20 protein-coding genes and 2 pseudogenes are annotated in these 22926 nt (G+C 58.0%); 6 read left to right on the forward strand and 16 right to left on the reverse strand.

Translation table 11 applies throughout. The annotated features are described in order from the left end of the window. Positions 1 to 94 precede the first annotated feature (94 nt). Positions 95 to 1318 (forward strand): plasmid replication protein RepC, encoded by a 1224-nt coding sequence (gene repC, locus BJ928_RS36380; RefSeq protein ID WP_047636457.1) that lies wholly within the window; start codon positions 95 to 97, stop codon positions 1316 to 1318. Positions 1319 to 1489: 171 nt separating this feature from the next. Here repC and BJ928_RS39140 read toward each other — a convergent pair whose 3' ends face one another. From BJ928_RS39140 to BJ928_RS36405, 5 genes are all read right to left on the reverse strand, one after another. Next, positions 1490 to 1660: a hypothetical protein gene (locus BJ928_RS39140; RefSeq protein WP_183079512.1), complete on the reverse strand. Its 171-nt coding sequence runs from the start codon at positions 1658 to 1660 to the stop codon at positions 1490 to 1492. Between the two features lie 687 nt (positions 1661 to 2347). After that, positions 2348 to 2875, reverse strand: a complete 528-nt coding sequence (locus BJ928_RS36390; RefSeq protein WP_052228005.1) for a hydrolase — start codon at positions 2873 to 2875, stop codon at positions 2348 to 2350. Between the two features lie 145 nt (positions 2876 to 3020). After that, the gene (locus BJ928_RS36395; protein WP_047636456.1) at positions 3021 to 3638 is read right to left on the reverse strand and encodes a LysE family translocator; all 618 of its coding nucleotides are present in this window, start codon (positions 3636 to 3638) and stop codon (positions 3021 to 3023) included. Between the two features lie 550 nt (positions 3639 to 4188). Continuing rightward, positions 4189 to 5073: a class A beta-lactamase gene (bla, locus tag BJ928_RS36400; RefSeq protein WP_052228004.1), complete on the reverse strand. Its 885-nt coding sequence runs from the start codon at positions 5071 to 5073 to the stop codon at positions 4189 to 4191. 201 nt (positions 5074 to 5274) lie between these two features. Next, on the reverse strand, positions 5275 to 5538 hold the full coding sequence (locus BJ928_RS36405; protein ID WP_047636454.1) for a hypothetical protein: 264 nt from the start codon (positions 5536 to 5538) through the stop codon (positions 5275 to 5277). Positions 5539 to 6007: 469 nt separating this feature from the next. Here BJ928_RS36405 and BJ928_RS36410 point away from each other — a divergent pair, with 469 nt between their 5' ends. After that, on the forward strand, positions 6008 to 6364 hold the full coding sequence (locus BJ928_RS36410; protein WP_245432769.1) for a prolyl oligopeptidase family serine peptidase: 357 nt from the start codon (positions 6008 to 6010) through the stop codon (positions 6362 to 6364). Between the two features lie 50 nt (positions 6365 to 6414). Here the strand turns inward: BJ928_RS36410 and BJ928_RS36415 are convergent, their stop codons facing one another. The 7 genes and pseudogenes from BJ928_RS36415 to BJ928_RS36445 form a co-directional block, all read right to left on the reverse strand. Then, entirely contained in the window at positions 6415 to 7332 is a 918-nt protein-coding gene (locus BJ928_RS36415; RefSeq protein WP_047636452.1) for a recombinase family protein, read from the reverse strand. 292 nt (positions 7333 to 7624) lie between these two features. Then, a pseudogene (locus BJ928_RS36420) lies at positions 7625 to 8218 on the reverse strand (Fic family protein); the annotation flags it as partial. A 193-nt stretch (positions 8219 to 8411) separates the two neighbouring features. After that, complete coding sequence (locus BJ928_RS36425) at positions 8412 to 9926, reverse strand: ABC transporter substrate-binding protein (RefSeq protein WP_047636450.1); 1515 nt, start codon at positions 9924 to 9926, stop codon at positions 8412 to 8414. A 19-nt stretch (positions 9927 to 9945) separates the two neighbouring features. Next, on the reverse strand, positions 9946 to 11643 hold the full coding sequence (locus tag BJ928_RS36430) for an ABC transporter ATP-binding protein (protein WP_047636449.1): 1698 nt from the start codon (positions 11641 to 11643) through the stop codon (positions 9946 to 9948). Then, positions 11640 to 12491 (reverse strand): ABC transporter permease, encoded by an 852-nt coding sequence (locus tag BJ928_RS36435; protein ID WP_047636448.1) that lies wholly within the window; start codon positions 12489 to 12491, stop codon positions 11640 to 11642. Before BJ928_RS36435 ends, BJ928_RS36430 begins: the two co-directional genes overlap by 4 nt. Next, on the reverse strand, positions 12488 to 13426 hold the full coding sequence (locus BJ928_RS36440) for an ABC transporter permease (protein ID WP_047636447.1): 939 nt from the start codon (positions 13424 to 13426) through the stop codon (positions 12488 to 12490). Before BJ928_RS36440 ends, BJ928_RS36435 begins: the two co-directional genes overlap by 4 nt. A 51-nt stretch (positions 13427 to 13477) precedes the next feature. Continuing rightward, positions 13478 to 14368 (reverse strand): proline iminopeptidase-family hydrolase, encoded by an 891-nt coding sequence (locus BJ928_RS36445; protein WP_047636445.1) that lies wholly within the window; start codon positions 14366 to 14368, stop codon positions 13478 to 13480. 131 nt (positions 14369 to 14499) lie between these two features. On the opposite strand from BJ928_RS36445, the gene BJ928_RS36450 reads away from it, so the two are divergent. The 3 genes from BJ928_RS36450 to BJ928_RS39145 all read left to right on the forward strand — a co-directional run bounded on the left by BJ928_RS36450 (position 14500) and on the right by BJ928_RS39145 (position 16661). Next, positions 14500 to 15282 carry a LuxR family transcriptional regulator gene (locus BJ928_RS36450; protein WP_047636443.1) on the forward strand — a complete coding sequence of 261 codons (783 nt, stop codon included), beginning with the start codon at positions 14500 to 14502 and terminating at the stop codon, positions 15280 to 15282. Between the two features lie 54 nt (positions 15283 to 15336). Further along, positions 15337 to 16251 carry a proline iminopeptidase-family hydrolase gene (locus BJ928_RS36455; RefSeq protein WP_047636442.1) on the forward strand — a complete coding sequence of 305 codons (915 nt, stop codon included), beginning with the start codon at positions 15337 to 15339 and terminating at the stop codon, positions 16249 to 16251. Between the two features lie 119 nt (positions 16252 to 16370). Next, positions 16371 to 16661: a hypothetical protein gene (locus BJ928_RS39145; RefSeq protein WP_047636440.1), complete on the forward strand. Its 291-nt coding sequence runs from the start codon at positions 16371 to 16373 to the stop codon at positions 16659 to 16661. A gap of 85 nt (positions 16662 to 16746) precedes the next feature. Here BJ928_RS39145 and BJ928_RS36460 read toward each other — a convergent pair whose 3' ends face one another. Together BJ928_RS36460 and BJ928_RS36465 are read right to left on the reverse strand one after the other, a co-directional pair. After that, positions 16747 to 18333, reverse strand: a complete 1587-nt coding sequence (locus BJ928_RS36460; RefSeq protein ID WP_047636439.1) for a DHA2 family efflux MFS transporter permease subunit — start codon at positions 18331 to 18333, stop codon at positions 16747 to 16749. Further along, a complete protein-coding gene (locus BJ928_RS36465) occupies positions 18330 to 19367 on the reverse strand; it encodes an HlyD family secretion protein (protein WP_245432767.1) in 1038 nt (345 codons plus the stop codon). The genes BJ928_RS36460 and BJ928_RS36465 overlap by 4 nt, the downstream gene beginning before the upstream one ends. Positions 19368 to 19745: 378 nt before the next feature. On the opposite strand from BJ928_RS36465, the gene BJ928_RS36470 reads away from it, so the two are divergent. Beyond that, positions 19746 to 20426: a TetR/AcrR family transcriptional regulator gene (locus BJ928_RS36470; RefSeq protein WP_063769486.1), complete on the forward strand. Its 681-nt coding sequence runs from the start codon at positions 19746 to 19748 to the stop codon at positions 20424 to 20426. Positions 20427 to 20473: 47 nt separating this feature from the next. On the opposite strand, the gene BJ928_RS36475 is transcribed toward BJ928_RS36470, so the two are convergent. Together BJ928_RS36475 and BJ928_RS36480 are read right to left on the reverse strand one after the other, a co-directional pair. After that, positions 20474 to 22198, reverse strand: coding sequence for a penicillin-binding protein 2 (locus BJ928_RS36475; protein ID WP_047636437.1), 1725 nt, complete (start codon positions 22196 to 22198; stop codon positions 20474 to 20476). 632 nt (positions 22199 to 22830) lie between these two features. Beyond that, a pseudogene (locus BJ928_RS36480) lies at positions 22831 to 22926 on the reverse strand (IS5/IS1182 family transposase); the annotation flags it as partial.

Here is a 22926-nt window from a genome sequence, read left to right on the forward strand (position 1 = left end):
CAACTGAAGAATCGCATTTCCTCGAATCCCAGTCAAGAGTCTTTGGCACCGTTTTTGGTGATCGTATTTCTTTTGCCTCTTGAAGGTGAGGAAAATGCAGAATGGAAGTCTGACGACGCCTTTCGGGCGGCGGCCGATGACGCTTGCCCTGATCCGGCAGCAAATTGCCGTAACCACAATCGAACCAAAAAAGACCGTCGATAAATGGAAGGTCTTCCGCGATGCATCCGAAGCACGAGAAAAGCTCGGATTGCAGGATCGTAGCCTGGCCGTGCTCGACGCATTGCTGAGCTTCTATCCCGACAACGAGCTTCGCCAGGACGCCAAACTGATCGTCTTTCCCTCCAACGCACAGTTGACCTTGCGTGCCCACGGCATTGCAGGGGCTACGTTGCGCAGGCATTTGGCGCTTCTGATCGAAGCCGGGCTGATCGTTCGACGCGATAGCGCCAATGGCAAGCGCTATGCGAGAAAGGGTCGCGATGGCGAGATCGAAAATGCATTCGGCTTCGACATTTCGCCGCTTCTGCACCGTGCCGAAGAGCTCGCGATCATCGCCCAGCAGGTGGTCGCAGATCGGATTGCCTTTCGCCGGGCAAAGGAGAGCCTGACCATATGCCGTCGCGACGTTCGCAAACTGATTGCCGCGGCAATCATGGAAGGTGTTCCGGGCAATTGGACGATGTTCGAAGAGAACTATACCGCCCTCGCCGCGCGTATTTCCCGTTCGCCGACCATGTCCGACATCGATTCCATCCTGGAATGCATGGAGCTTCTCCGTGGCGAGATCATCAACCTCCTGGAAACGCAGGAAAAAGTCGAAAATCTTAGCACCAATGATGCCCATAGTGAGCGCCACATACAGAATTCAAATCCCGAATCCCTTCATGAATCTGAACAGCCGTCTCGAACAACGCTGAAGGTGACATCCCTGAAACAAGACCCGGTATGTGAAGAACCGATGCGTATCTTTCCCTTAGCCCTGGTGCTGAAGGCTTGCCCCGAGATAAGTTCATATGGACCGACTGCCGTCATTGGTAGTTGGCGAGATCTCATGTCTGCTGCCATCGTCGTACGTTCCATGCTCGGCGTCAGCCCTTCCACCTATCAGCATGCTTGCGAAATAATGGGGCCGGAGAATGCGGCGGTGACGATGGCATGCATCCTGGAGCGATCCGGAAACATCAAATCTGCCGGTGCCTATTTACAGGACCTCACGGCCAAAGCGAGACGCCGCGAGTTTTCGCTCGGTCCAGCCCTGATGGCATTGCTCCGAGCAAATAGTGGAGGTGGTCATACATTATTGGAGGTTTCGTGATCCTTGGATTCGGCTGCCTGAAACGCCTCGTCCCGACGAGATTTTGAAAACCTTCTTTCGCGCGGGTACGATAATGCACTGCTCTCATGGAATGATACGGCCACAGCCGATTTCAGCTATGGCCGTTCATTGTCTGCCGAACTTTGCCAACAGTACAAATGCAGATTGGGATTAACGGCAGACGCGTTCCTTACGAACGACCCAGTGGCCATGAACCTTGTGCTTCACGGTCTTTACAGCGCAGTGATGGTGATGACGATGAAACGGAGCAGCCTGCGACGGCGCGCTTACGGCGACAACCGATACAAGGGCGATAGCGGAAGCGAGAAACAGGTTTTTCATGTTGAGCCTCATAAGCATTGGGGGTTGATGCTGCGTGTTTACGCATGACTTTGATGCCCGATTTCGACTTAACCGAAAATGAATAGCACCCTTACAATTTTGTAACCAACGACCGGGCGAGAACTGTCCATTCGAGCAAATGAGACCTTAACGATAAGACCTGTGCCGGCCGAATGGGCTGTGGTGATCGAATGCGATCCCTCCTCTCCGGCGGTAGGTCGTACCAGTATTCCAGCCTATAGGAGCACGGTCGCCATCGAACGGCGATAAAACGGAAAAGCTGTGAGGAATTCATCGATCCAGGATGTGTTCCTGATTGGGATGCCAGGGCGGGACATTTATCTCGAAATGTCCGTTCAAATCAGATGATGTTGATCGTTTTGCCCCGGTTTCGGACGCGAAAGCGCTCCCAATGATTGCGGCTTTTCTCACGCTCAAGAAGCGGGAAAAGGCGCTGTATAGCTAGTGGAAACTAGTGAGCGGTTAACTTCACGATGGGAAAATTTTCGTTTAAAATCCGATATTTAGGGAGCCTCGAATTTGGGCATCAAGAGCAGGTTTTTTTGTCTGCCTCTATGGATATAGCACGTCATGAAGCCTGATTCGTCAAGCAAATTGTCCACCGTCGTCTCTCAGGGCTGTTGATGGAAGAGTTGGACAATTCAGGACAGGAATATGGAGCCTTGCTTACGATCCCAAATCTTGAAGATGAGATATCCCGGCGGCCGACAAATGTTGAGGCACTGTTCTACGCAGGACTTCGACGACACTCGAAACGGTTGGCCCCTTGATCGGGGGAGGGTGTTGGCGCTCACAGAATTCGCGCCAGACGAAAAATGTCAGTTCTGCGCCATCCGTTTCGGTTTCCCCCTCCCTTTCGGCAAATTGTCTGAGCGCCCGATACCGGGCATCCTGCCAGAATAGGTCTTCGACCCAGTCGTATATTGGGATGATATGAAAGTGAAAGGCGAGCCCGCGGATGTGGCCATATCGACCGATGTATACGCGCTGGGCGCCAAGCTCTCGTCGCAGAGCCGTCTGGGTCAGCGCCAGCAGAGGCCCGAGTTCGTGCAAGGCGCCCTCAGGCAGATCGGAGAGATCGGTGGCGGAGCTCTTTGCCCCGAGGATCAGATAGCCGGGCAATGCCGAGCTCACACGGTGGCTTATGGTCCAGCCACTGGTCTCGGCAATGAAAGACTGTGAATCAAGCGCCATTCTGTTTCCGATCTACACTGTTATTCGTCGGCTATCTTAATGGCGTGCGGAGATCAAGGAGAGGTGTCGTCTAGTGGAGCGGGTGGATGTCAGACAGGTCCATCACGGATATTTTTGACGAGCAGGCGACGAATGCCATTACTATTCACGAGGCGCGTCTGACGCCGGCAAGGCCGGCCGCGGCAGCGAAGTAGATCGTACCTGTCAGGCGATTGCGGAATGCACCACGCGCAGCCAGCACACGCCGGAGCTTATCCGCAAGCAGGGCCCAACAGCTATCGAGCACGACGGCAACGGCAAGGAAGCTCAAGGAAAGCAGAAGGAGTTGTCGCATGACGTTCCCGTCTGCCACGACGAATTGCGGGAAGAACGCTCCATAGAATAGCAACGTCTTCGGATTGGACGAGGAGACAAGGAAGCCGCGCAGGAAAATGGATCGTCCTGACTGGGGCTCTGCCTTGATTTTCGTCAGGTCTACGGCCGGCGCCCGCCAAGCCTGGATGCCAAGATAAACCAGATAGGCAACGCCTGCCCAGCGTATCCATTCAAAAAACTCTCCCGTCAGAGTGAGCGCGCCATTCATTCCGAGAGCAGTGAGGAGCAGTTGCGGGATCATGGCGGCACTTGTGCCAACTACCGTGATCAAACCGTATCTGCGTCCATAGGCAATGGAGTTCGCGGTAATCAATGCCGCGTTCGGGCCTGGCAATGCCATGAGGGCAACCGTTGTTGCTATGAAGGCGGCGTACAATTCGAACGACATTTCGGATCTCCCTGCGGCTCAAGGTAGCGTGAACGGGAGTATCCGCAAATGATGATTTTCTTGTGTGCGGCGCGGAACCTGCTGGAGGCGGATGGTCAATCCCTTTGTGCGGGGCTCGAACTGGGTGCGCGCGCCTGCCTATCTTGAACATTGGCCGGTGGGGCTGTCGAGGCGAGGATGGAAATGATTGTTCGGATCTGCCTTCGTGCTCAACTTGAAACCCTGACAGCTGTCAGGGTTTTGCCAAAAGGATTTGGCGTCAGAGAGAGATTGGAATGGAATGTCGTCGATCGGGAAAGGCGAGGGGCCGAATTGAAGGGGTCACCCTCCCTGTCATACATTTACAAAAACCCTGACAGCTGTCAGGGTTTTGGACGAGGGAGCTCCTACGTGCCGCAATGGCCGAGCGATTTCATTTTTGATGGTGGAGGGCTCGGTTCCGTGCTGACGGGGCAAGCTTCTCAAGCGGCCGAACGTGAGATTTCAATTGTGACCGTAGAGGACCCGGCCTGTCGCACGTGATTGATTGAGACTGATCGAGGCGGTTCACCTAGATCTCCTCAGCAATAATCCGGGCGACATCAGCCAAGATAGTCTCTTGGTCCTTGATCTTCCCAGGCGCGCCTCCAAGATAAGCTGCAACCACAAGCGGATCACGACCAGGAGGAAAGATCACTCCGATATCGTTGGTGGAAATTCCCTTCCAAGTTCCAGGTTTATTCGCAATCTGCCATCCTTTCGGCAAACCGGCACGGAGACGCTGTGTCGCTGCGTCTTTGGACTCGGTCATCCAGTTTGTCAGCTTCATGCGGGACGGAGCTGATAAAGCATCCCCAAGAACGACTTGGCGCAGGGTGCCGACCATGGCGCGCGGTGAGGTGGTATCGTGGGTTTCTCCCTGCTTAACAACGTTCAAGTCCAACTCAATCTTATCGAGACGCGTCACACGATCGCCGAGGGATCGTAGATAAGTGGTAAGCGCTAATGGGCCGCCGAAGCTCGCCAGAAGCAAATTTGCGGCAGTGCTGTCGCTCACGATTATCGCCGCCTCGCATAGCTGCTCGATCGTCATGCCATCCGCGAGATGGGGTTTGGTGGCCTTGAAAGGTGTGACCAGGTCGCGCTCGTTGAAAAAGACGCGTCTATCAAGGTGCTCGTCGCCGCGATCCACGCGGTGGAGCGTGTATGCAACGGCCAATGCTTTGAACGTGCTGCACATGGCAAAACGTTCGTCGAGGCGGTTACCGACTATCTGACCGGTTGCGGTATTCGACACGGCCACGCCAAGGCGTCCGCCGCTACGCGTTTCAAGCTCCTTAAGTCGCAACTCAATACCCCTGCGGCTAGTCTCGGCTTGAGCGCCCAAGCCGGACAATCCCGATAGGGCAATCATCGGCGTCATCAACACAAAGCGACGCGTGATCATTAATGGCATGTGGTTTCTGCTCCTTGAATGCAGGATGCGGGAAGTCGAACGAGAGCGATCGAATGACGCCAAATTTAGGACCAAGAACGAAGCGAGACAGGACTGCAGCTGGAAAATCGCGATCACTGTGGCGCTCGTTTGCTCCGGCGCGTAGGTCTCAGCCTACCGCGACCCGCATATTATTCCCATCAAAGGGAGCCGACCGGGCCTTTAAATTTCTGGGTTTGCGACCGGCGTAGCACTGACGATGACATAACGGTTGTTCTTATCCAATTCGCCAGGATCCACCAGGACGACCGAGGAGTGTCCGAGGCCAGACATCGGAATGAAGGAATATGGATTTGCGGTCCCGTCGTTGGCGACTAACAGCGATCTCTGGAGCAGACGCGCCAGTCGACCCACAGCTTCGAGAATGGATGGCACATAAAGAAAGAGCGCTGGAACGGTGGATGCTGATGATCTGAGAATGGTCATCCAAAGCCTCCGACTCACGAGGCATGTTACCGGCACATCCGAGATTTGACCTATATCGTCGATCACGTCTATGCCGCGAGCAACGACGTTTAATACGACGGCAACACAACGCCGCAGAAGCTCGTCGTCGGCTTTTCCAGCAAAGCATCAAACCAAATCATTGCCTGTGATCCAGATTTTTGAGTTAGACCGCGAAGCAGGGTCACAACGATTGAACGACGCAAATCTGCACACGTTTAAAACCTGAGAATGCGAAAGTACCCGTCGCGCCACAGAATGCGCTTCGTTTACGCCACCCAAACGGGATCTCGAACCTTCTGACGTCTCTTGGCACGATCCCCGAATACCGGAAGATATGGAAATCTGTCTACAAGACTCGGTTGGGCGATTTCACTAAGGAAGCGGCTCGCCGCTTTCTGGAGGAACGGTCGCCCTGACCTATGTCGATCGCATTAGACGGCCGCTGCTAATCGTTCAGCGTGGGAAGGATGTTCGCGTCAAACCATCAGAATCGGAGCAAATCGTCTCAGCGATCCGAAGGTGCGGCATCCCGATGACGTATCTTCTCTATCCCAAGGAAGGCCATAGCATTCAACGGATGGAGAATCGTGGATCTTATTGCGCTGTAGTCGAGGCACTCTTAGCTCAGCACTTGCATGGCTTGTATGAACGTGCCGGAGATAACTTCACAGGTTCATCAATTCGGCTTTTGGTGGGACATAAACTCATTACGGATCTCTGCGAGGCTGCCGGAGCTTGTGTGTGGAATATTCACAAAGCACGCAGGAGAGTTTCGGCAAGGCTATCCCGTCGCCATATGTCCTAATTTGGAACCGACCTGATGCTGAAAGGTAGCTTGGAGGACTAGCGAGGCCCTCAGTAGCGAACGAGACCAAAGCGATGCGCCTCGTCCAGAAGTGCCCTGATGGAAGACGGCTGCCATTTCCGGCCACCGCGCGCCGGTCGTACCCCCATCTGGTCCAGCTGTGCGGCGATTTCGCGTAACGACAGACCGGGATCGGCGATGGTGATCGCGGCGACCAGTTTCATCAAATGATCTTCGGGGGAGCGGCGTGGTGAGCGGGCAAGCAGCTCTGGCTCCGCAAGCTTCTCACGCACCATCCGGTGAACAGCGCGTCGGAGACGCTCAATGGTCCAATCATGACCGCGGCGGTTAAGGACGCGGACGACATTGTCCCAACTATGCTGCGGCCGGAGCTGCCTCACGGTCGGGAGCCACGTCGGTGCCGACGAAATCAGTTCGTCGAGGTAGAGCTTCTCGCGTGCTTGCGACACCGCCTTGATCGCTTCCGGCCGGCGCTCGCGCAGACCGGGGTTGCCGGGAAGTCTGCCTCTGGCTTTTGCAGCCTTGATGCCAGCTTTGGTCCGCTCGGCGATCAGAGCGCGCTCGAGCTGGGCGACGGCGCCAAGCACCTGCAGGGAGAACATCCCCTGCGGTGTGGATGTGTCGATCGGATCGCACAGCGAGCGGAAATGCACCCCGCGCCCTTCGAGGTCCTCAATCACCTGCAGTAGATGGCTGACTGATTGCGCCAGGCGGTCGAGACGAACGACGACCAGCACGTCGCCGGCCGTGAGATCCTTCAGCAGCTTCATGAGCACCGGTCTCGCCCGGGATAAACCGGATGCATGCTCCTGGTGAATGCGCTGGCAGCCGGCGGCGCGCAGTTCGTCGATCTGGGCGTCGTTCAGCTGATCGTCGGTCGACACCCGGGCGTAGCCGATCAACCGTTGTGACAAGGGAGGGGACCTAACAGTTGGAACCTGCGTCATTAGATCTTAGCTCGTTCTTTCGGGGGCTTGTACAAACAGTGAATGCGTCAGTAAAGGTTATTTTGTCAGCGTGTTTTATCATCAAAATTGAGAGCCATACAGCGCAATTCTGGACCAAGGATAGGCAACTGCTCATCGAGAACGCTAAACGCGCGCCGATGGCCTCACATGACGAAAACGACGAAAAGTCAGGTGCATCGAGGGGAGATAGGCCACGCAGCGCCAATCTGCGCGGTCTGGGGTCGTGCAATTAAGCTGGTGTCCGCTTACCAGACGCAGGCGAATACATTTTCTATTTCTTGGCTTCGGGCATATTCAATGTGTATCGCGTGTGGCGGCGCTCGCCGCTCCGGCTCAATGCTCCCTTCTCCACCATATCCTGAAGGTCGCGTGTTGCAGTCGCGCGGGAGGTTCCTGTGATCGAAATATAGTTTTCGGCGCTCAATCCACCTTTGAAGCCTTCGATCCCTTCTTTGAGCATACGGGAGACGACCTTGTGTTGACGCTCATTGAGCGCGTCTCGCAAACGGTCATAGAATCTTCCCTTGCGAATATAAAACGCGATGCGGGCAAGGGTGGTTTGCTGCGCGTCCAATATGGTCTGGGAGAAATAGACGAGCCATTCAGTTACGTTGAGCGTGCGCTGATTTTTTTCGAGTTCCCCGTAATACGCCTTGCGGCTCTTTTCGATTGTGTATGCAAGCGAGGTAAGGCTCGGTTGCCCGATACTTTGCGCGAGCGACTTTTCCGCCAGCGCTCGGCCGATCCTGCCATTTCCCTCTTCGAACGGATGGATACTTTCGAAATAGAGGTGACCAATTGCGGCCCGCGTCAGAGCGGGAAGGGGAGTTGCGCCTTCTGGTGAGGATCTGTTGAACCGCCAATCTTTTCAATGTATTACATCTGCTTAAGTGGGTTAGCGCGAAATGAAATTCTCGGTCAAAATCTTGCGGGCAGCCCGCGCGACAGCGGAAAGAATTGGTCCTCGCCAGCTATCCGGAATATTTGCAACAGAGCCGCGAGCGGGTCCCATGCTCCGCCATTGTTGGGCGGCGAAGCATGGGACGTAAAACAAGGCCTCAGTTCTTGACCGTGTCCTCCAGGAAGAAGCGGCCGAGCGGGTTTTGGTGGAAGTTCTCGATGTTCTTGCGTGAGACGTTGATATAGGGGCTGTAGTAGAGGTCGACCCAGTTGACATCGTCCTTTGCCATCTTCTGCAGGTCGATATACATCTGCTCACGCTTCTTCGGATCCAGCTCCTGTCGTGCCTTGGCGACGAGCTCTTTTACCGCATCATTCTTGTAGTTGGTCATATAGTTGTTGTTGGAATCGTGACCGAGAACGAATGTCGTCTTCTGGTCCGGATCGAGAATATCGTTGGTCCAGTAGTTGACTGAGATGTCGTAGTCGCCGGCAACTGTCATGTCCCATTCCTGGCTGGGGTCGACCTTCTGGAGATTGGCTGTGATGCCTGCCTTGGCAAGCTGCTGCTGCACCAGAACGGCCGTCTGCTCATCCACTTCGTCGCCGGCGCGGATGAGATAATTCAGCGTGAGATTGGAAACGCCGGCAGCTGAAAGCATCTGCTTGGCCCTCTCGGGATCGTAGGGGCGTTGCAGATTGTCGGCGTAGTAATACAAGGCGCCCTTGGGGATATAGGAATTTGCAACCGTGCCCTGATGGAAGGTAACGGCGTCGACGATCGCCTTCTTGTCGATCGCCATGTCGAGCGCCTGACGGACTTCCTTCTTGCCGAGGTCGCCATGGGCGTGGTTGATCAAGAGGTGATCCTCACGCGTGGAAGGATCGATCACAACGTTGAGGTTCGGATCCTTCTTGAGCTCCTCGACGCGCGAGAACGGCACGAAGATCGCTGTGTCGAGCTGGCCTGCCTGCACGTTCAGCATGCGGGTATTGTCGTCGGGGACAGAGATCCACTCGACGCCGTCGAGTTTGACGCGGTCAGCCTGCCAGAAATTCGGGTTCTTCTTCAGGATGATGCGGTCACCGCGGCGCCATTCCTCGACTGAGAAGGCTCCAGAGGCGATCGGCTTTTCGCCATAAGCGTCCGGCCCCATCGATTCCATCCCAGCCTTCGAGATCACCGACGCGTTCGGCAAGGCGAGCGTCGAAAGGAAAGGCGCTGAGGCGTGCTTGAGTTTGATTGTGAGGGTATGTGGATCTGTCGCAACCGCCGTATCGATCACCTTATAGGAATCGCTCCAGAGCGATGCCTTGTCGTCTCGGATACGCAGCAGGCTGAAGGCCGCGTCTTCCGCTGTCAGCGGCGAGCCGTCCGAGAACTTCGCGTCACGGATCTTGAAGACATAGGTGAGACCGTCTTCCGAGGCCGTCCAGCTTTCCGCAAGACCCGGTTCCAGCTTCGTGCCGGTCTTGTCGACACGCACCAGCACGTCGTAGACGTTGGAGAATACCCAGTTGTCGATATTCTGCGCCGTCTTGATCGGATCGAACGTCGTCGAATCCTCGCGGCGGCCGATGGTCAATACGCCGGCAGCTTCCGCATAGCTCGCGCTCAGCGTCAAGCCAGCGAGAATGGCGGCAAGCCCGATTGTTTTCCACTTGTTGGTCATGAATTTGTTCCCTTCGTTGTTATCGCATGCGTTTGGCTGATTGGGTCTGCCCGGCCGGTGCCGCATCGCGTTCGCCATGCAGGGGCCTGTCCGGATCGATATCGGGGATGGCGGCAATGAGCGCCGCGGTATAGGGATGCTTCGGGTGAGAAAAGATCTCCTGCGAGCGGCCTTCCTCGACGATCTCCCCGCGATACATCACGACGGTCCGCTCGCAGAGATTGCGCACGATGGCGAGATCGTGGGCGATGAAGATCAGGGTCAGGTTCATCCTGCGCGTTAACTCGCGAAATAGATCGACGATCTGCGCCTGGATGGTGACATCGAGAGCGGCCACGCATTCGTCGGCTATGATGAGTTTCGGGTCGACCGCCAGCGCCCTTGCAATGCCGGCGCGCTGGCATTGGCCGCCGCTCATGCTGCGTGGCTTGCGGCTGGCGAATTCGCGCTCCAGGCCGACGAGATCGAGTAACTCGCCTATGCGTGCGGGGATGTCGGCCCTTGCGACCTTACCCTGGACTTTCAACACCTCGGCAAGCGTCTGGCCGATCGTCAGCCGCGGGTTGAGGGCGTTGAATGGATCTTGGAAAACCATGGCAGTTTCACGTCGCAACCTGGTAAGGCCGGCGCTCTTGTGCTGGGTGAGATCCACACCATCGAAAGTGACATGGCCGGAAGAGATCGGGGTAAGGCCGAGAATGGCGCGGGCAAGCGTGCTCTTGCCGCTGCCGGATTCGCCGACGATGCCGATGGTTTCACCCGGCATGACTTGCAGGCTGACGCCGGAAACGGCGCTGACCGTCTTCGCATCGCTGCCTTTGAAAAGGCCGCCGCCCACCTTGAAGCGTACATGCAGGTCATCGATTTCGAGCAGCGGCCCGGCTGCCATGTCAGGCCGAACCGGCTCCGTTACTGCTGTTTCGTCTGGCAAGGAGGGGTGGCTCCTGATCAGTTCGATCGTATAGGGATTTTCAGGCTGTCCGAGGATCGTCCTTTTGGGGCCTTGTTCGAGCAATCGGCCGCCGCGCATGACGGCGACCCGGTCGCAGGTCTGGGCGACGATACCGAGATCATGGGTGATCAGGATGATCGAAAGCCCGCGCTTGTCGCGAATGTCGATCAGGAGCCGCAGGATCTGCGCCTGGATGGTGACGTCGAGGGCCGTTGTCGGTTCGTCGGCAATCAGGATCTTTGGGTTGCAGGAGAGCGCGACGCCGATCATCGCACGCTGCCGCATTCCGCCGGAAAACTCGTGCGGATAGCTGTCATACTGCCTTATGGGATCGGGAAAGCCGACCTGGGCAAGGATCTCGGTCGCGGCCGCGCGGGCCTCGCGGGCCTTGACACCCTGATGATAGCGGATGCCTTCGGCAATCTGGTCGCCGATGCGCATGACGGGGTCGAGGTGGCTCGTCGGGTTTTGAAAGATCATGCCGATCTCGCTGCCGCGCACCTCGAGCATCTCGGCGTCGCTGATTTCTGTAAGTTCCCGCCCTTCGAGACGGATGGAGCCGCTTTCGATGTTCAGAAGCGACGACGGCATCAGCCGCACGAGCGAGCGGCAGAGCAGGCTCTTGCCGGAGCCGCTCTCGCCGACGAGGCCCAGAATCTCTCCCCTGGCGAGATCGAGCGAAACGCCATCGATCAGCGTGCGTGCACCGCCGTCGAGACGGGCTTTGACCACAACGTCGCGAACGGCAAGGACGGGTTCGCTCATTCATGCACCCCGAGCAGTTCGCCGAGCGCATCGCCCAGCATGCTGAAGCCGAAGGCGAGGCAGACGATGGAAAGGCCAGGAAAAAGTGTGATCCACCAGGCCGTGGTGATGAAACTCTGGCCTTCTGCGACCATAACGCCCCATTCGGCAAGCGGCGGCTGCACGCCGAGGCCGAGATAGCTGACGGCCGCGCCGCTCAGCAGCACGAGCACGGCATCCGACATGGAAAAGACGATGGAGCCGGCAATCGCGTTCGGCAGCAGATGGCGGAACATGATCCGGGGCCGGCTGAAGCCAAGGCTGACGGCGGCAACAGCATAGTCGCTGCCCTTTAAAACCAGCATCTGCGCGCGGATAAGACGCGCATAGGAGACCCATCCGACCAGAGCCATGGCGATATAGAAGCTGCTGAGCCCTGGTCCGAGGATGGCGATGATCGACAGCATCAGCACCAGGAAGGGGAAGGCGAGGATGATATCGACGATGCGCATGAAGAGGGCGTCGACAATGCCGCCGAAAAAGCCGGCGACGGTGCCGACCGTCGTGCCGATCAGAAACGGGAAAACTACGCCGATAACGGCGATCTGCAGATCGATGCGGACTCCCCAGATGACGCGCGAAAGAATGTCACGTCCGAAATTGTCCGTACCGAACGGATGCAGGAACGACGGCGCCTGCAGGCGCATATCGGCATTCTGGAATATCGGGTCATAGGGCGCGACGATTGGTGCTGAAACCGCCAGAAGAAGGAAGAACAGCAGTATGCCGCCGCCGAGCGTCAGTGTCAGGTGTTTGCCGAAGAACCTGTTCCAGCCGATTGGGATCGCCGCAGTCGTCTCGATGCTCATAGCTTCACCCGCGGATCGACGGCGACCGTGACGATATCGGCGAGGAAGTTGACCAGTACGGTGGCGCAGGCAAACACCATCGCAACACCCTGGACGACCATGTAGTCGCGCGAGAAGATGGCACGCACCAGCAGCTGACCCATGCCGGGCAGGGCAAAGACGCTTTCGACGACGACCGTGCCGCCGATCAGCCAGCCGATGTTGACCGCAAGCAGATTGATCGTCGGCACCAGCGAGTTCGGTACGACATGGCGCCAGAAGACGATGCCCTCCGGCATGCCGCGCGCGCGCGCCGCGGTTGCCACATCCGATTTCAACGATTCGATCATGGCTGCCCGCAGGCTGCGGGTCAGCACCGTCGAAAGCGACAGCGCCACCGTCAGGGCGGGCAAAATGAGATGGGCAATCTTCTCGCCGATCGTCGAGCCATAGCCCGAGACCGGCAGGACGCCGAGTTCGACACTGAAGAGGATGATCAGCATCAGCCCCAGCCAGAAGGGCGGAAAGCCGATACCGAAGGTCGAAACGACACGCACGATGTGATCCGGTGCGCGGCCGACATTGCGCGCGGCAATCGCCGACATCGGCACGGCAATCAGGATCGATAGGATGACGCTTGTGACGACCAGCGCGATGGTCGGCTCGATCCGCGTCGAAATCAGCGGCAAAACGTCGATCTTGTAGAGGATCGATTTGCCCATCTCGCCATTGCCGAGATTCTTGATGAAATAGAAATATTGCAGCCACATCGGCTGATCGAGGCCATATTGCGCGCGGATGCTGGCAAGTGCGGCAGGCGTCGCGCGCGTGCCCAGGATATTGCGCGCGGGATCGCCGGGAATGAGGCGGACCAGGACGAAGGTGATGACGCTGATGCCGAAGATGACAGGCAGGAACTGCAGCGGTCGCGTCAGTACGAATTTATAGCGATGCATGGCGGCGATCGCCCCCTTGTCGTCGGTGGGATTGGATCACCTTACCTTGCATCAGCTTGCCCCATGCCGCGACAGGAAATCGTGGAGCGCGGGATAGTAGTCCTGCGGGTTTTCATAGAAGGGCATGTGGCTGGCATGGGCGAAGACCTTGAGCTCGGCATCCTTCAAGGCAAGCTTCATCCTGAGCGCGCAGGCCGGTGTCAACTCGTCATGCTCGCCGGTCGTAATCAGCACCGGCATGGAAAGTCGAGGAAGGTCCGCGATGCGGTTCCAGTCCTTGAGATTGCCGATATAGAGGAACTCGTTCGGCCCCTGCATCGTCTCGTAGGGACCCATGTTCCAATCGTCGAGCGAGCGGCGAACGGGAGCGGGCCATTCCGGCAGACGACAGACATGTCGATAGTTGAGGATTGTGACGGCGGCGAGATATTCCGGGTGATTATAGGTGCCCTGCGCCTCGTGCTTTTGCATCATGGCGACCGTTTCCGGACCGAGTGCTGCGCGCAGCCGCTCCAGCTCGGAGATCAGATGCGGCATGTCGGCGACCGTGTCTTCCAGGATCAGCGTCTGCAGGTTTTCGGGATAGGTCAGCGCATAGTCGATCGCGAGCCAACCGCCCCAGGAGTGACCGAGCATATGCACCTTGCCGAGGCCAAGCGCCTTGCGGACGGATTCCGTTTCCTCGACATAGCGACCGATGGTCCAGAGGCTCTTGTCGACCGGCCGGTCGGAGGCGCCGGTGCCGAGCTGATCGAAGGCAATGACCCTGTAACCCCTGTCGATCAGGCAGGAATGCGCTTCGCGCAGATAATCGCATGGCAAGCCTGGACCACCATTCAGGCAGAAGACCGTCTCCGGTCCGCTACCAAAGCTATAGGCAACCACCTTGTAGCCATCGACCTCGACGACGTGCCGCGCCTCAGGCTCAATTTCACGCCACATTGACTACTCCGGCGAAAGATTTTGCTTGCTCAATATTTGAGCATGGCTAAATTTTTACCTTAAACCACGCTCCGCACCAGCTATAAGAAGTGATAGGTTGGGAGGTCTCAGGCACAGACGGGAACCGCTGCATGTTCGATCAAATCGGAACCATCAGGCGCCAATTCACGGCGCATCAGACGCTGGACGGCCGCATCGACCATGTCTTCGAAGGCATGAAGGCAATCGGTTTCGAGGCCTTGATCTATGATTATTCGCCGGTGCCTTACGACATCGACGGCAAGATCATGATCCCTTCGCTTCTGAAGCTCAGGAACATCTCCGACGACATGTATGAATATTGGTTCGATCGCGGCTATTTCCGCATCGATCCCGTGCAGCAAGTGGCGCTACGCACCTCCGCGCCGTTCTTCTGGAATTATGATCCCGATGCCGACACGCTGATCAAGCGTTTCATGAGCGAAGATACAGCTCCCGTCGCGCGCTATCTGAGCGAGCGTGACATGTCGACGGGTGTTACGGTGCCGGTGCACATGCCTCGCGGCGATTATGCGACGGTCACCGGAATTCGTTTCGGCGGCAAGAAAGAGTTTGAGCGCGATGCCTTGCGCTACATTGCCGATTTCAACCTGCTTGCGCATGTCTTTCACGAGACGGCCTATTCGCTGTTCGATACCTCCGCCCTCAGTGTTGGCAAGATCCGACTGACGGAGCGCGAGAGGGAATGCCTGCGCTATTCCGCTGAGGGTTATTCCGCCAAGGAGATTTCCCGCATTATCGATCGCTCTGTGCCGACGGTCGTCATGCATCTCAATGCTGCTGCAAAGAAGCTCGGCGCCAAGAACCGTACCCAGGCAGTCGTCCGCGCCGCGCATTACCGCCTGCTGGATGTACAGCCATCCTATAACTTGTGATAGCTGCCGCATCCGTTTCGGCCGCGTTATGGTCTCCGCCACCAAAGTTTGGAGATGGAGAGACACGTGGCCGCAATCCCGACGCAGGAAGCCTTTCTGCCCTTTCGTGAATATCGGACCTGGTACCGCATCACCGGCTCACTCGATTCCGGCAGGCTGCCGCTCGTCGTCGCCCACGGTGGGCCGGGCTGCACGCATGACTACGTCGACAGTTTCAAGGGCATTACCGAGATCGATGGCCGCGCCGTCATCCACTACGATCAGGTCGGCAACGGCAAGTCGACGCGACTGCCGGAGAAAGGCCCTGATTTCTGGACCCCGGCCTTGTTCCTCGATGAGCTGGATACGCTGCTGCAACATCTCGGCATCCGGGATCGCTATGCCTTTCTTGGCCAGTCCTGGGGCGGCATGCTGGGGGCCGAACATGCGGTGCGTCGACCGAAGGGATTGAAAGCGCTGGTGATCGCCAATTCGCCGGCCAACATGCACACCTGGGTCGCCGAAGCGAACCGTCTTCGCGAGGAATTGCCGCAGCAGGTGCAGGACACGCTATTGAGGCACGAACAGGCCGGAACGATCACCGATCCGGACTATATCGCCGCCTCTCGCGTCTTTTACGATCGCCATGTCTGCCGCGTCGTGCCGTGGCCGGCTGAAGTGGCGCGCACCTTCGCCACCATGGACGAGGACAATACGGTTTACCGCAACATGAACGGTCCGACCGAGTTTCATGTCATCGGCACCATGAAAGATTGGACGATCGAAGACAGGCTTTCCTTCATCGAGGCACCGACCTTGCTGATCTCAGGCAAATATGACGAGGCGACGCCGCTGGTGGTCAAGCCCTATCTCGATCGCGTCAAGGGATGCGAATGGGTGCTCTTCGAAAATTCGAGCCATATGCCGCATGTGGAAGAGAAGGATCTTTGCCTGAAGACGGTTTCAGGCTTCCTGGCGCGGCATGATTGACCTTTCGGCCTCAACGACGAGCCCAACAGTGATGTCAGCTTCGCTTCCACCGGGGTGTAGAGCGTTTCGGTTCCTCCATGGAATGATGGGGTGTTCCAGGTTGCTTGGTGGAGAACAGGGTGGTCGTTGTCGGAGCTCTTGCGCCGCCCTTTCCGGCCGCCAATCACGCGCACTTCAACGTGGGGACTGGCGACGTCGAGGAGATCGACATTTTCCTCGATGCAGACATTTCGGATCACGCCGACTTTGCCCCCAAGCGGGTTGAGGGCATCGATGGCCGAGATTTCATGACCCATGGCCGCGAGTGCGGAAATCGCTTCTACACCTGCATTTTCTTCGACCTTCAGGTCGATTGTAGCCGACGCCAATGCCAGCCGACTGCCCAAAGGATGCTTTCAACGCAAAACTGACGCCAGCTAAAATCGATCAGCAAAAGTCTCGCTGAAAATCTTCAGCGCTCTTTCGGGCATCAACCGATTTCCTGCAGCAGAGCCGTCAGTGCCCCATAGAGGCCTTCTTGCCGAGGGTGACATTGCGCAGCGTCAGGGCGAGTGGGATCGCCGCAAGTGAGATCAGCGTCAGTGCCCAGAACGCGTCAACATAGGAGAGAAACGAGGCCTGGCTCTGAACCTGGTTATTGATCCAGGCGAGCGCCTGCTGCTGTGCGGTCAGGAGCGAGCTTCCCTGGGCCATGAAGTAGTTGGTCACCTGAGCATATGTATTCTGATAGGCGACGCCAGAAGGGATGACATGTTCTATCAGGCGGCTCTGGTGGAACTGCTCGCGATGAGTGATGATGTTTGAGATCAGCGACACGCCCAAGGAGCCGCCGGTGTTGCGAGCGGCGTTGAGCAGGGCCGAGGCCTGGTCTGTCTTGGTGGCGGGGATGCCGTCATAGGAGGCGGATGTGATCGCCAGGAAGATGAATGGCAGGCCGATGCCCTGCAACATGCGGGCCTCGGCAAGATACCAGAAACCCACACCGCTATAGATATTCGTCACCTGATACATCGACAGGGTGACGAAGCCGGCGCCGATTGCGATCAGGTACTTCGGCTGTACTTTCGATGACAGAAAGCCGACGACGAACATCATGACCATGGTCACCAACCCGCCAGGGGACAACATCAAACCGGCCCAGGTTGCGGTGTAGCCGAGATTCTGCTGTACCAGCTGGGGTAAATACTGCGTTGTCGCCAACAGCAGCGCCCCGGTCGCCAGCATCACGATGAAGCAGGTGCCAAACTGGCGGCTGACCAGCATCCGGATGTCGACGGCGGGGCTCTTGTGTTTCAATTCCCAAGGGATCATCAGGATGAAGGCGAGGGCGCAGACGACTGCTGCCGTGATGATGAAGGTGGAGCCGAACCAGTCGTCTTCCAAACCTCGATCGAGCATCAGCTCCAGCATTCCGAGGAAGGTGGCAACGAGCCCGAAACCGATCCAGTCGAAACCCGGTTCCCTGTGACGCTTGCGGGCGCGCTCTTCAGCGCTGCCGGCTGGCTCCCTGATCAGCATGGCGACGGCTGCAAGCGTCAGGACGCCAACGGGGCCGTTGATCAGGAAACACCAGTGCCATGAGAAATTATCGGAAAGCCAGCCTCCCAAGGTCGGGCCTACGACAGGGGCAACGACGACGGCGACGCCGAACATGGCAAAGCCCTGTCCGCGCTTCTCGGGCGGAAAGCTGTCGGCCAGAATGGATTGTGCGACCGGCACCATGCCGCCGCCGCCAATGCCCTGCAGGATGCGGGCAAGAAGCAGGAATTGCAGATTGGGAGCAAAGCCGCACATGACGGAGCTGATGGTGAAGAGCGCCAGGCAACCTAGGAAGAAGGTCCTGCGCCCGAAGATGCGCACGAGATAGCTCGTTGCCGTCACGATCACGGCATTGGAGACCAGATAGGTGGTGACCACCCAGGATGCCTCGTCCTGGCTGACACCGAGGCCGCCGGAAATATAGTTCAGGGCGACGTTGGCGATCGTCGTGTCGAGCACTTCCATGAAGCTGGCAAGCGCAACAACGATCGCGATGATCCAAGGATTTACCGCCGGTCTGGCGGCAGCGGCGCTCGTGCTCACAACACGTTCCTCAGGCTTTCCCACAGGGAGGGGCTGGCATCGGTCCGAACGGTCGGGACGACGGACATGCCCGGGCCCAGGGCTAAATTGCCCGGAACGTCGTCAAGATCGATCTTGACAGGCACGCGCTGGACGATCTTCACATAATTGCCGGTGGCGTTTTCCGCCGGAAGCAGCGAGAAGGCGGTGCCCGACCCCGGCTGCACGCTTGCCACGTGACCATAGATCGTGCGGCCGCCATAGGCGTCGATGGTGAGCGTCACCGGTTGGCCCGGCCGCATATGATCGAGCTGCGTTTCCTTGAAGTTGGCGGTGACCCAGAGCTTGTCCGGCACGAACATTGCGAGATTCGTGCCCGTCTGCACATATTCGCCCTTGCCGGCCGACAGCTGCACGACGCGACCTGGCTCAGCCGCGGTCATTGTCGTGTAGGAAAGGTTGAGTTTCGCCTGGTCGAGCTGGGCCTGATCCTGCTTGAGAGTGGCCTGAACATTGGCGATCTGGAAGTCATATGCGTCAAGCTGACGCTGTGCAGCCACGAGCGCGGCCTGGTCGGTGGTCAGGGTAGCCTGTTGCTGGCGCAACTGCGATGCATATTGCTGGGCGTCCTGAAGGCTGCCCGAGCCCCCCTTTACCAGCGCCTGATAGCGATCGTTCTGTTGCTGGGCGAAGACGAGATTGGCTTGCGCCTGTGCGACCTGGGCCTTTGCCTCGTCCACATTGGCATCCTGCACCCGCTTCTGTGCCTCGGTATTCTGGATGTTGGCGTTTGCGGCCGTCACCTGGGCTTGAGCCTGTTCCAGAGCCGTCCGATAGTCGCGGTCGTCGATCTGAGCGATCACGTCACCAGCGCCGACATGCTGATTGTCGGTGACTGGAACAGACGAAATATAGCCGGCAACTCGCGATGTGACCGCATATTGCCGCGCGGCGATGAAGGCGTCGTCGGTACTCTCATAATGGGAGCCGTTGTCCCAATAGATATATGTCACCACCACCGCGACTGCGAGCGCCGTCCCACCAATCAAGAGCATCTTCCGGCGCCGGGAAGGCCCACCTTTGGCGCTTTCCGGTTGGGTCTCATCGGCGGGCGGAACCTTTTCTTCGTTTATTCGGGTTTGCTCGCCGGTTTGCGGCACTTCCGCCCGATCCTGCTTGGCCGTGGGGCCGCCTTGTTCGTCATTTGCTTTTGCGCCGGCTGTTCGCGGTTCCAACACAATCAATTTTCCGAGAGTCTCATCCTGAGGCGTGCTCATCATTTACCTCTTTTGTCACAAGGCCAATAATTGAAACGAAACGTTCAATTTAAATATTGACCTAGATCCGATCGGGGTGTTAGTCAAGAGGTGCGGAGGGTGTGAAGTTGCATCCGAGCCAATCAAAAAACAGTGAGGTCCGTCATGCCGCAAGAAATGGCAAAACCCTTAATTACAACGGCGAAGGCCGGCACAACGCGGCGTGGTCGTCCCCCGCGCGAAAGAGCAGGCGAGGTCGAAGACAGAATCCTGCAGGCAGCCCTCCAGGTCTTTATTGACCGCGGCTATGAGGGGGCCAGCATCGATGAGATCGCTGAGGTGGCCAGCGCGGGCAAGCCGAGCATCTATGCGCGCTTCACCAACAAGGAGACCCTGTTTCGGGAAGTCGTCCTGCGCTGGGCGCAAAGATCCGGCGAGATGGTGGGCTCCGCCACGTCGGGCAGCATCCTCGAGCGTTTCCAGTCCGCAGGTGTGCTGATCGTCCAACGCGCCATCCGGGCTGAGACTATCGGGCTTGTCCGCAGCGTGATCGGTGAAGCGACGCGCCATCCAGATCTGGCGACCACGATCCACTACGCCATGCGAGCGCATGGAACGGCTACCTCGATGAAACTTGTGGCGGAACTGGCGGAGGCCGAGGAACTAAGATCACTGCCGGCCTTCGCTCCGGCCAATATCGAAGCCACGACCAGATACTTCATCGATCTGGTTCTGTTGCCGATGCTGATCTCGTCGCTGTTTCACGCCGATCTCGCGCCGATCAAGGCGCAAATGGAGGATCACGCTCGCGAAGCGGCTTCCTTCTTCCTGCGCGGCTGCGGCTATAGCGCGGTCTGAGCGTTGCTGCCGCCGCTTTTGCGGCGGCGCCGGAGCTTACCCAACCCTCAGAATGCGGCGAGTAGGTTCGATCCGAAGTCAGGTTCGACGCCGAGGATCGGCGCGGCGCGGCTGATGATATCGTGAACCATGGGAGCTGCCGTTTCGGCGGCGAGGTTCAGATTGTGCACGCCCGTCAGCGGCTGATCGATGAAGGCCAGCACGACATATTTCGGATCACTCATCGGAAAAGCCGCCAGGAACGAATTGAAGCTGAGCTTGTGGGAATAGACGCCGTGAATGACCTTGTTTGCGGTGCCCGTCTTGCCGCCGACATGGTAGCCGGGGACGTCGGCGGTTCTGCCGGTGCCCTGTTCGCCGTTCAGCCGGAAGAGGTAGCGGATCGTATCGCTAGTGCTTTTCTTGACGATCATCGTTTCGGTCTTTTCCGCCTCTTCCTGCGTGCGCGGAAGGAAGGAAGGCTCGATCAGCTTGCCGCCGTCGATGAGGGCCGCGCCGGCGACGGCCGTCTGCATCGGCGTGGTGGCGACGCCGTGGCCGAAAGCTATGGTGATCGAGTTGATCTTCTTCCAGACTTTCGGCTGGCTCGGCGCCTTCACTTCGGGCAGTTCCGTCTGCATCTTCGAGAGCAGGCCGAAGCGGGTCAGGTAGGTCTTCTGGATGGCCATGCCGACCTTGTCCATCATTCTGGCGGTGCCGATGTTGGACGAATAGCGGAAGATTTCCGGGATCGACAGGACGCGCCGCGGCACGTCGCGGTCGTCATGGATGGTGAAGCCGCCGTAATGCAACGGCGCGCTGGCGTCGAAGGTATCGCTGAGCTTGACCGTGCCCGTGTCGATGGCCATAGCGATCGAGAAGGTCTTGAAGACCGAGCCCATCTCGTCCGTACCGTTCGACATGCGGTTCAGCCAGCCCTTGTCGCCGTCGGCCTGCGGATCGTTCGGATCGAAATCCGGAGCCGAAGCCATGGCCATCACTTCGCCGGTATGGATGTCGAGAATGACGGCGCCGGCCGCCTGGCTCTGGTAGCGGCCGATCGCATCCGACACCACGTCGTGGACGACGTTCTGGACGCGCAGGTCGATTGACAGCCGTACCGGCTCCAGCTGGTCGCGGCTCGTCAGACCGGTGGACGCGAGGTCCGACAGGCCCTGCATGTCGAGATATTTTTCCATGCCGGCGACGCCATGGTTGTCGATATCGACATAGCCGAGAATATGGGCGGCGGTGCGCCCGCCTGGGTAGAAGCGCTTGACCTCCGGCCGAAATCCGATTGCGGGAATGCCGAGCGCCAGGATCTCGCTCTGTTCCTTCGGCGTCAGCTGCCGGCGCAGCCAGGCAAAGTGCGAGCGGTGGTCGGCGAGCTTCTTGTACAGGGATTTGCGATCGATATCGGGAAAGATCGAGGCGATTTTCTCCACCGCTTCGTCCGGATCGACCACGCGGTTGGGCTCGGCGAACATCGAGACGGTGCGAATGTCGGTCGCAAGCAGTTCGCCGTTTCTGTCGACGATATCCGGGCGTGCGGCACTCACATGGTCGGGCGGGATAGCGGAGGTATCGGTCCTCGGCTCCAGATCGAAATAGGTGAGCCTGGCAAAAATCGCCACATAGCAGATGACCAGTCCGCCCGCGAGCATCATGATGCGGGCTTTGGCGAGCTTGGCTTGACCTGCGGCCAGTACCGGCCGTCGTTCGCGCCACCCGGGACCGAAGGTGATCCTGATGAGGCGACCGCTATTTGCGCTGAGGGCGTGGATGATCGACATGACCGATTATTCGCAAAAACTAGGAAGGCGGACGTGCCTCTGGATCAACAATCTCTAAGCTCAAGATGGTTAACAGGGACCTAATCATAAGCTTTTCTTACTAACGTTGCATTTGCAGGCACCTCTCGCGCCTGGCGAGCAGGGCAGTTCGACGCCGCCATAATCGCGTCCGCGGTCCTCTTGGATCGGCGGATTCGCCTGGAAACGCGGGCTCCAGAGCCGTTTTCTCCAGTTTGCTGGATCATCTGCCTGATTGAGGGGAATGACGGTCGCCAAATGGTCGGGCCGATGCTGCTTCCCGGTGGCTTCTTCGGACCAGAACCTGCTTAAATGCCAGGCCGAAGGCGATTCTTTCTAAAACAGCCGCCTTCTGCAGATCTAGGCCATTAAAAGCCGCCGGCGCGCATTTTGTGTTCGGGCCGATGCGGCCCCATCCATTGCCGGAAATCGACATATCCCCTCGAAGTGTCGATCACATGAGGAGCCATCGAGATCACACTTCTGCCGACAGATCCCAACAACGATCTGCCCGCATTGCTACTCTTGCTGAGGGCCAAGGCTGCCCTTGCGGACGTCGGGACAGTCTGTTCCCAACCCGTCGGTCCTGATCAATTCGATCCCGGTGCTTTACCTTAGGTGACCGACTCATAAGATCGTATCCAAATCCGAATTGATGCGAGCTGAACGGCTGCGAGGAAATTGTCGTCGCGTTTGTCGTATCGCGTTGC

The sequence above is a fragment of the Rhizobium sp. WW_1 genome, assembly GCF_003610155.1.
GTDB lineage: Bacteria > Pseudomonadota > Alphaproteobacteria > Rhizobiales > Rhizobiaceae > Rhizobium > Rhizobium tropici_A.

Bases quoted from the DNA above. Each gene is read 5' to 3' on its own strand.
- BJ928_RS36445 (WP_047636445.1), bottom strand. From the start codon at position 14,368: ATGTGGCGTGAAATTGAGCCTGAGGCGCGGCACGTCGTCGAGGTCGAT.
- BJ928_RS36405 (WP_047636454.1), bottom strand. From the start codon at position 5,538: ATGACCATTCTCAGATCATCAGCATCCACCGTTCCAGCGCTCTTTCTT.
- repC (WP_047636457.1), top strand. From the start codon at position 95: ATGCAGAATGGAAGTCTGACGACGCCTTTCGGGCGGCGGCCGATGACG.
- BJ928_RS36435 (WP_047636448.1), bottom strand. From the start codon at position 12,491: ATGAGCATCGAGACGACTGCGGCGATCCCAATCGGCTGGAACAGGTTC.
- BJ928_RS36465 (WP_245432767.1), bottom strand. From the start codon at position 19,367: ATGCTCTTGATTGGTGGGACGGCGCTCGCAGTCGCGGTGGTGGTGACA.
- BJ928_RS36470 (WP_063769486.1), top strand. From the start codon at position 19,746: ATGGCAAAACCCTTAATTACAACGGCGAAGGCCGGCACAACGCGGCGT.
- BJ928_RS36425 (WP_047636450.1), bottom strand. From the start codon at position 9,926: ATGACCAACAAGTGGAAAACAATCGGGCTTGCCGCCATTCTCGCTGGC.
- BJ928_RS36450 (WP_047636443.1), top strand. From the start codon at position 14,500: ATGTTCGATCAAATCGGAACCATCAGGCGCCAATTCACGGCGCATCAG.
- BJ928_RS36395 (WP_047636456.1), bottom strand. From the start codon at position 3,638: ATGTCGTTCGAATTGTACGCCGCCTTCATAGCAACAACGGTTGCCCTC.
- bla (WP_052228004.1), bottom strand. From the start codon at position 5,073: ATGCCATTAATGATCACGCGTCGCTTTGTGTTGATGACGCCGATGATT.
- BJ928_RS36475 (WP_047636437.1), bottom strand. From the start codon at position 22,198: ATGTCGATCATCCACGCCCTCAGCGCAAATAGCGGTCGCCTCATCAGG.
- BJ928_RS36430 (WP_047636449.1), bottom strand. From the start codon at position 11,643: ATGAGCGAACCCGTCCTTGCCGTTCGCGACGTTGTGGTCAAAGCCCGT.
- BJ928_RS39140 (WP_183079512.1), bottom strand. From the start codon at position 1,660: ATGAAAAACCTGTTTCTCGCTTCCGCTATCGCCCTTGTATCGGTTGTC.
- BJ928_RS36455 (WP_047636442.1), top strand. From the start codon at position 15,337: ATGGAGAGACACGTGGCCGCAATCCCGACGCAGGAAGCCTTTCTGCCC.
- BJ928_RS36390 (WP_052228005.1), bottom strand. From the start codon at position 2,875: ATGGCGCTTGATTCACAGTCTTTCATTGCCGAGACCAGTGGCTGGACC.
- BJ928_RS36415 (WP_047636452.1), bottom strand. From the start codon at position 7,332: ATGACGCAGGTTCCAACTGTTAGGTCCCCTCCCTTGTCACAACGGTTG.
- BJ928_RS36440 (WP_047636447.1), bottom strand. From the start codon at position 13,426: ATGCATCGCTATAAATTCGTACTGACGCGACCGCTGCAGTTCCTGCCT.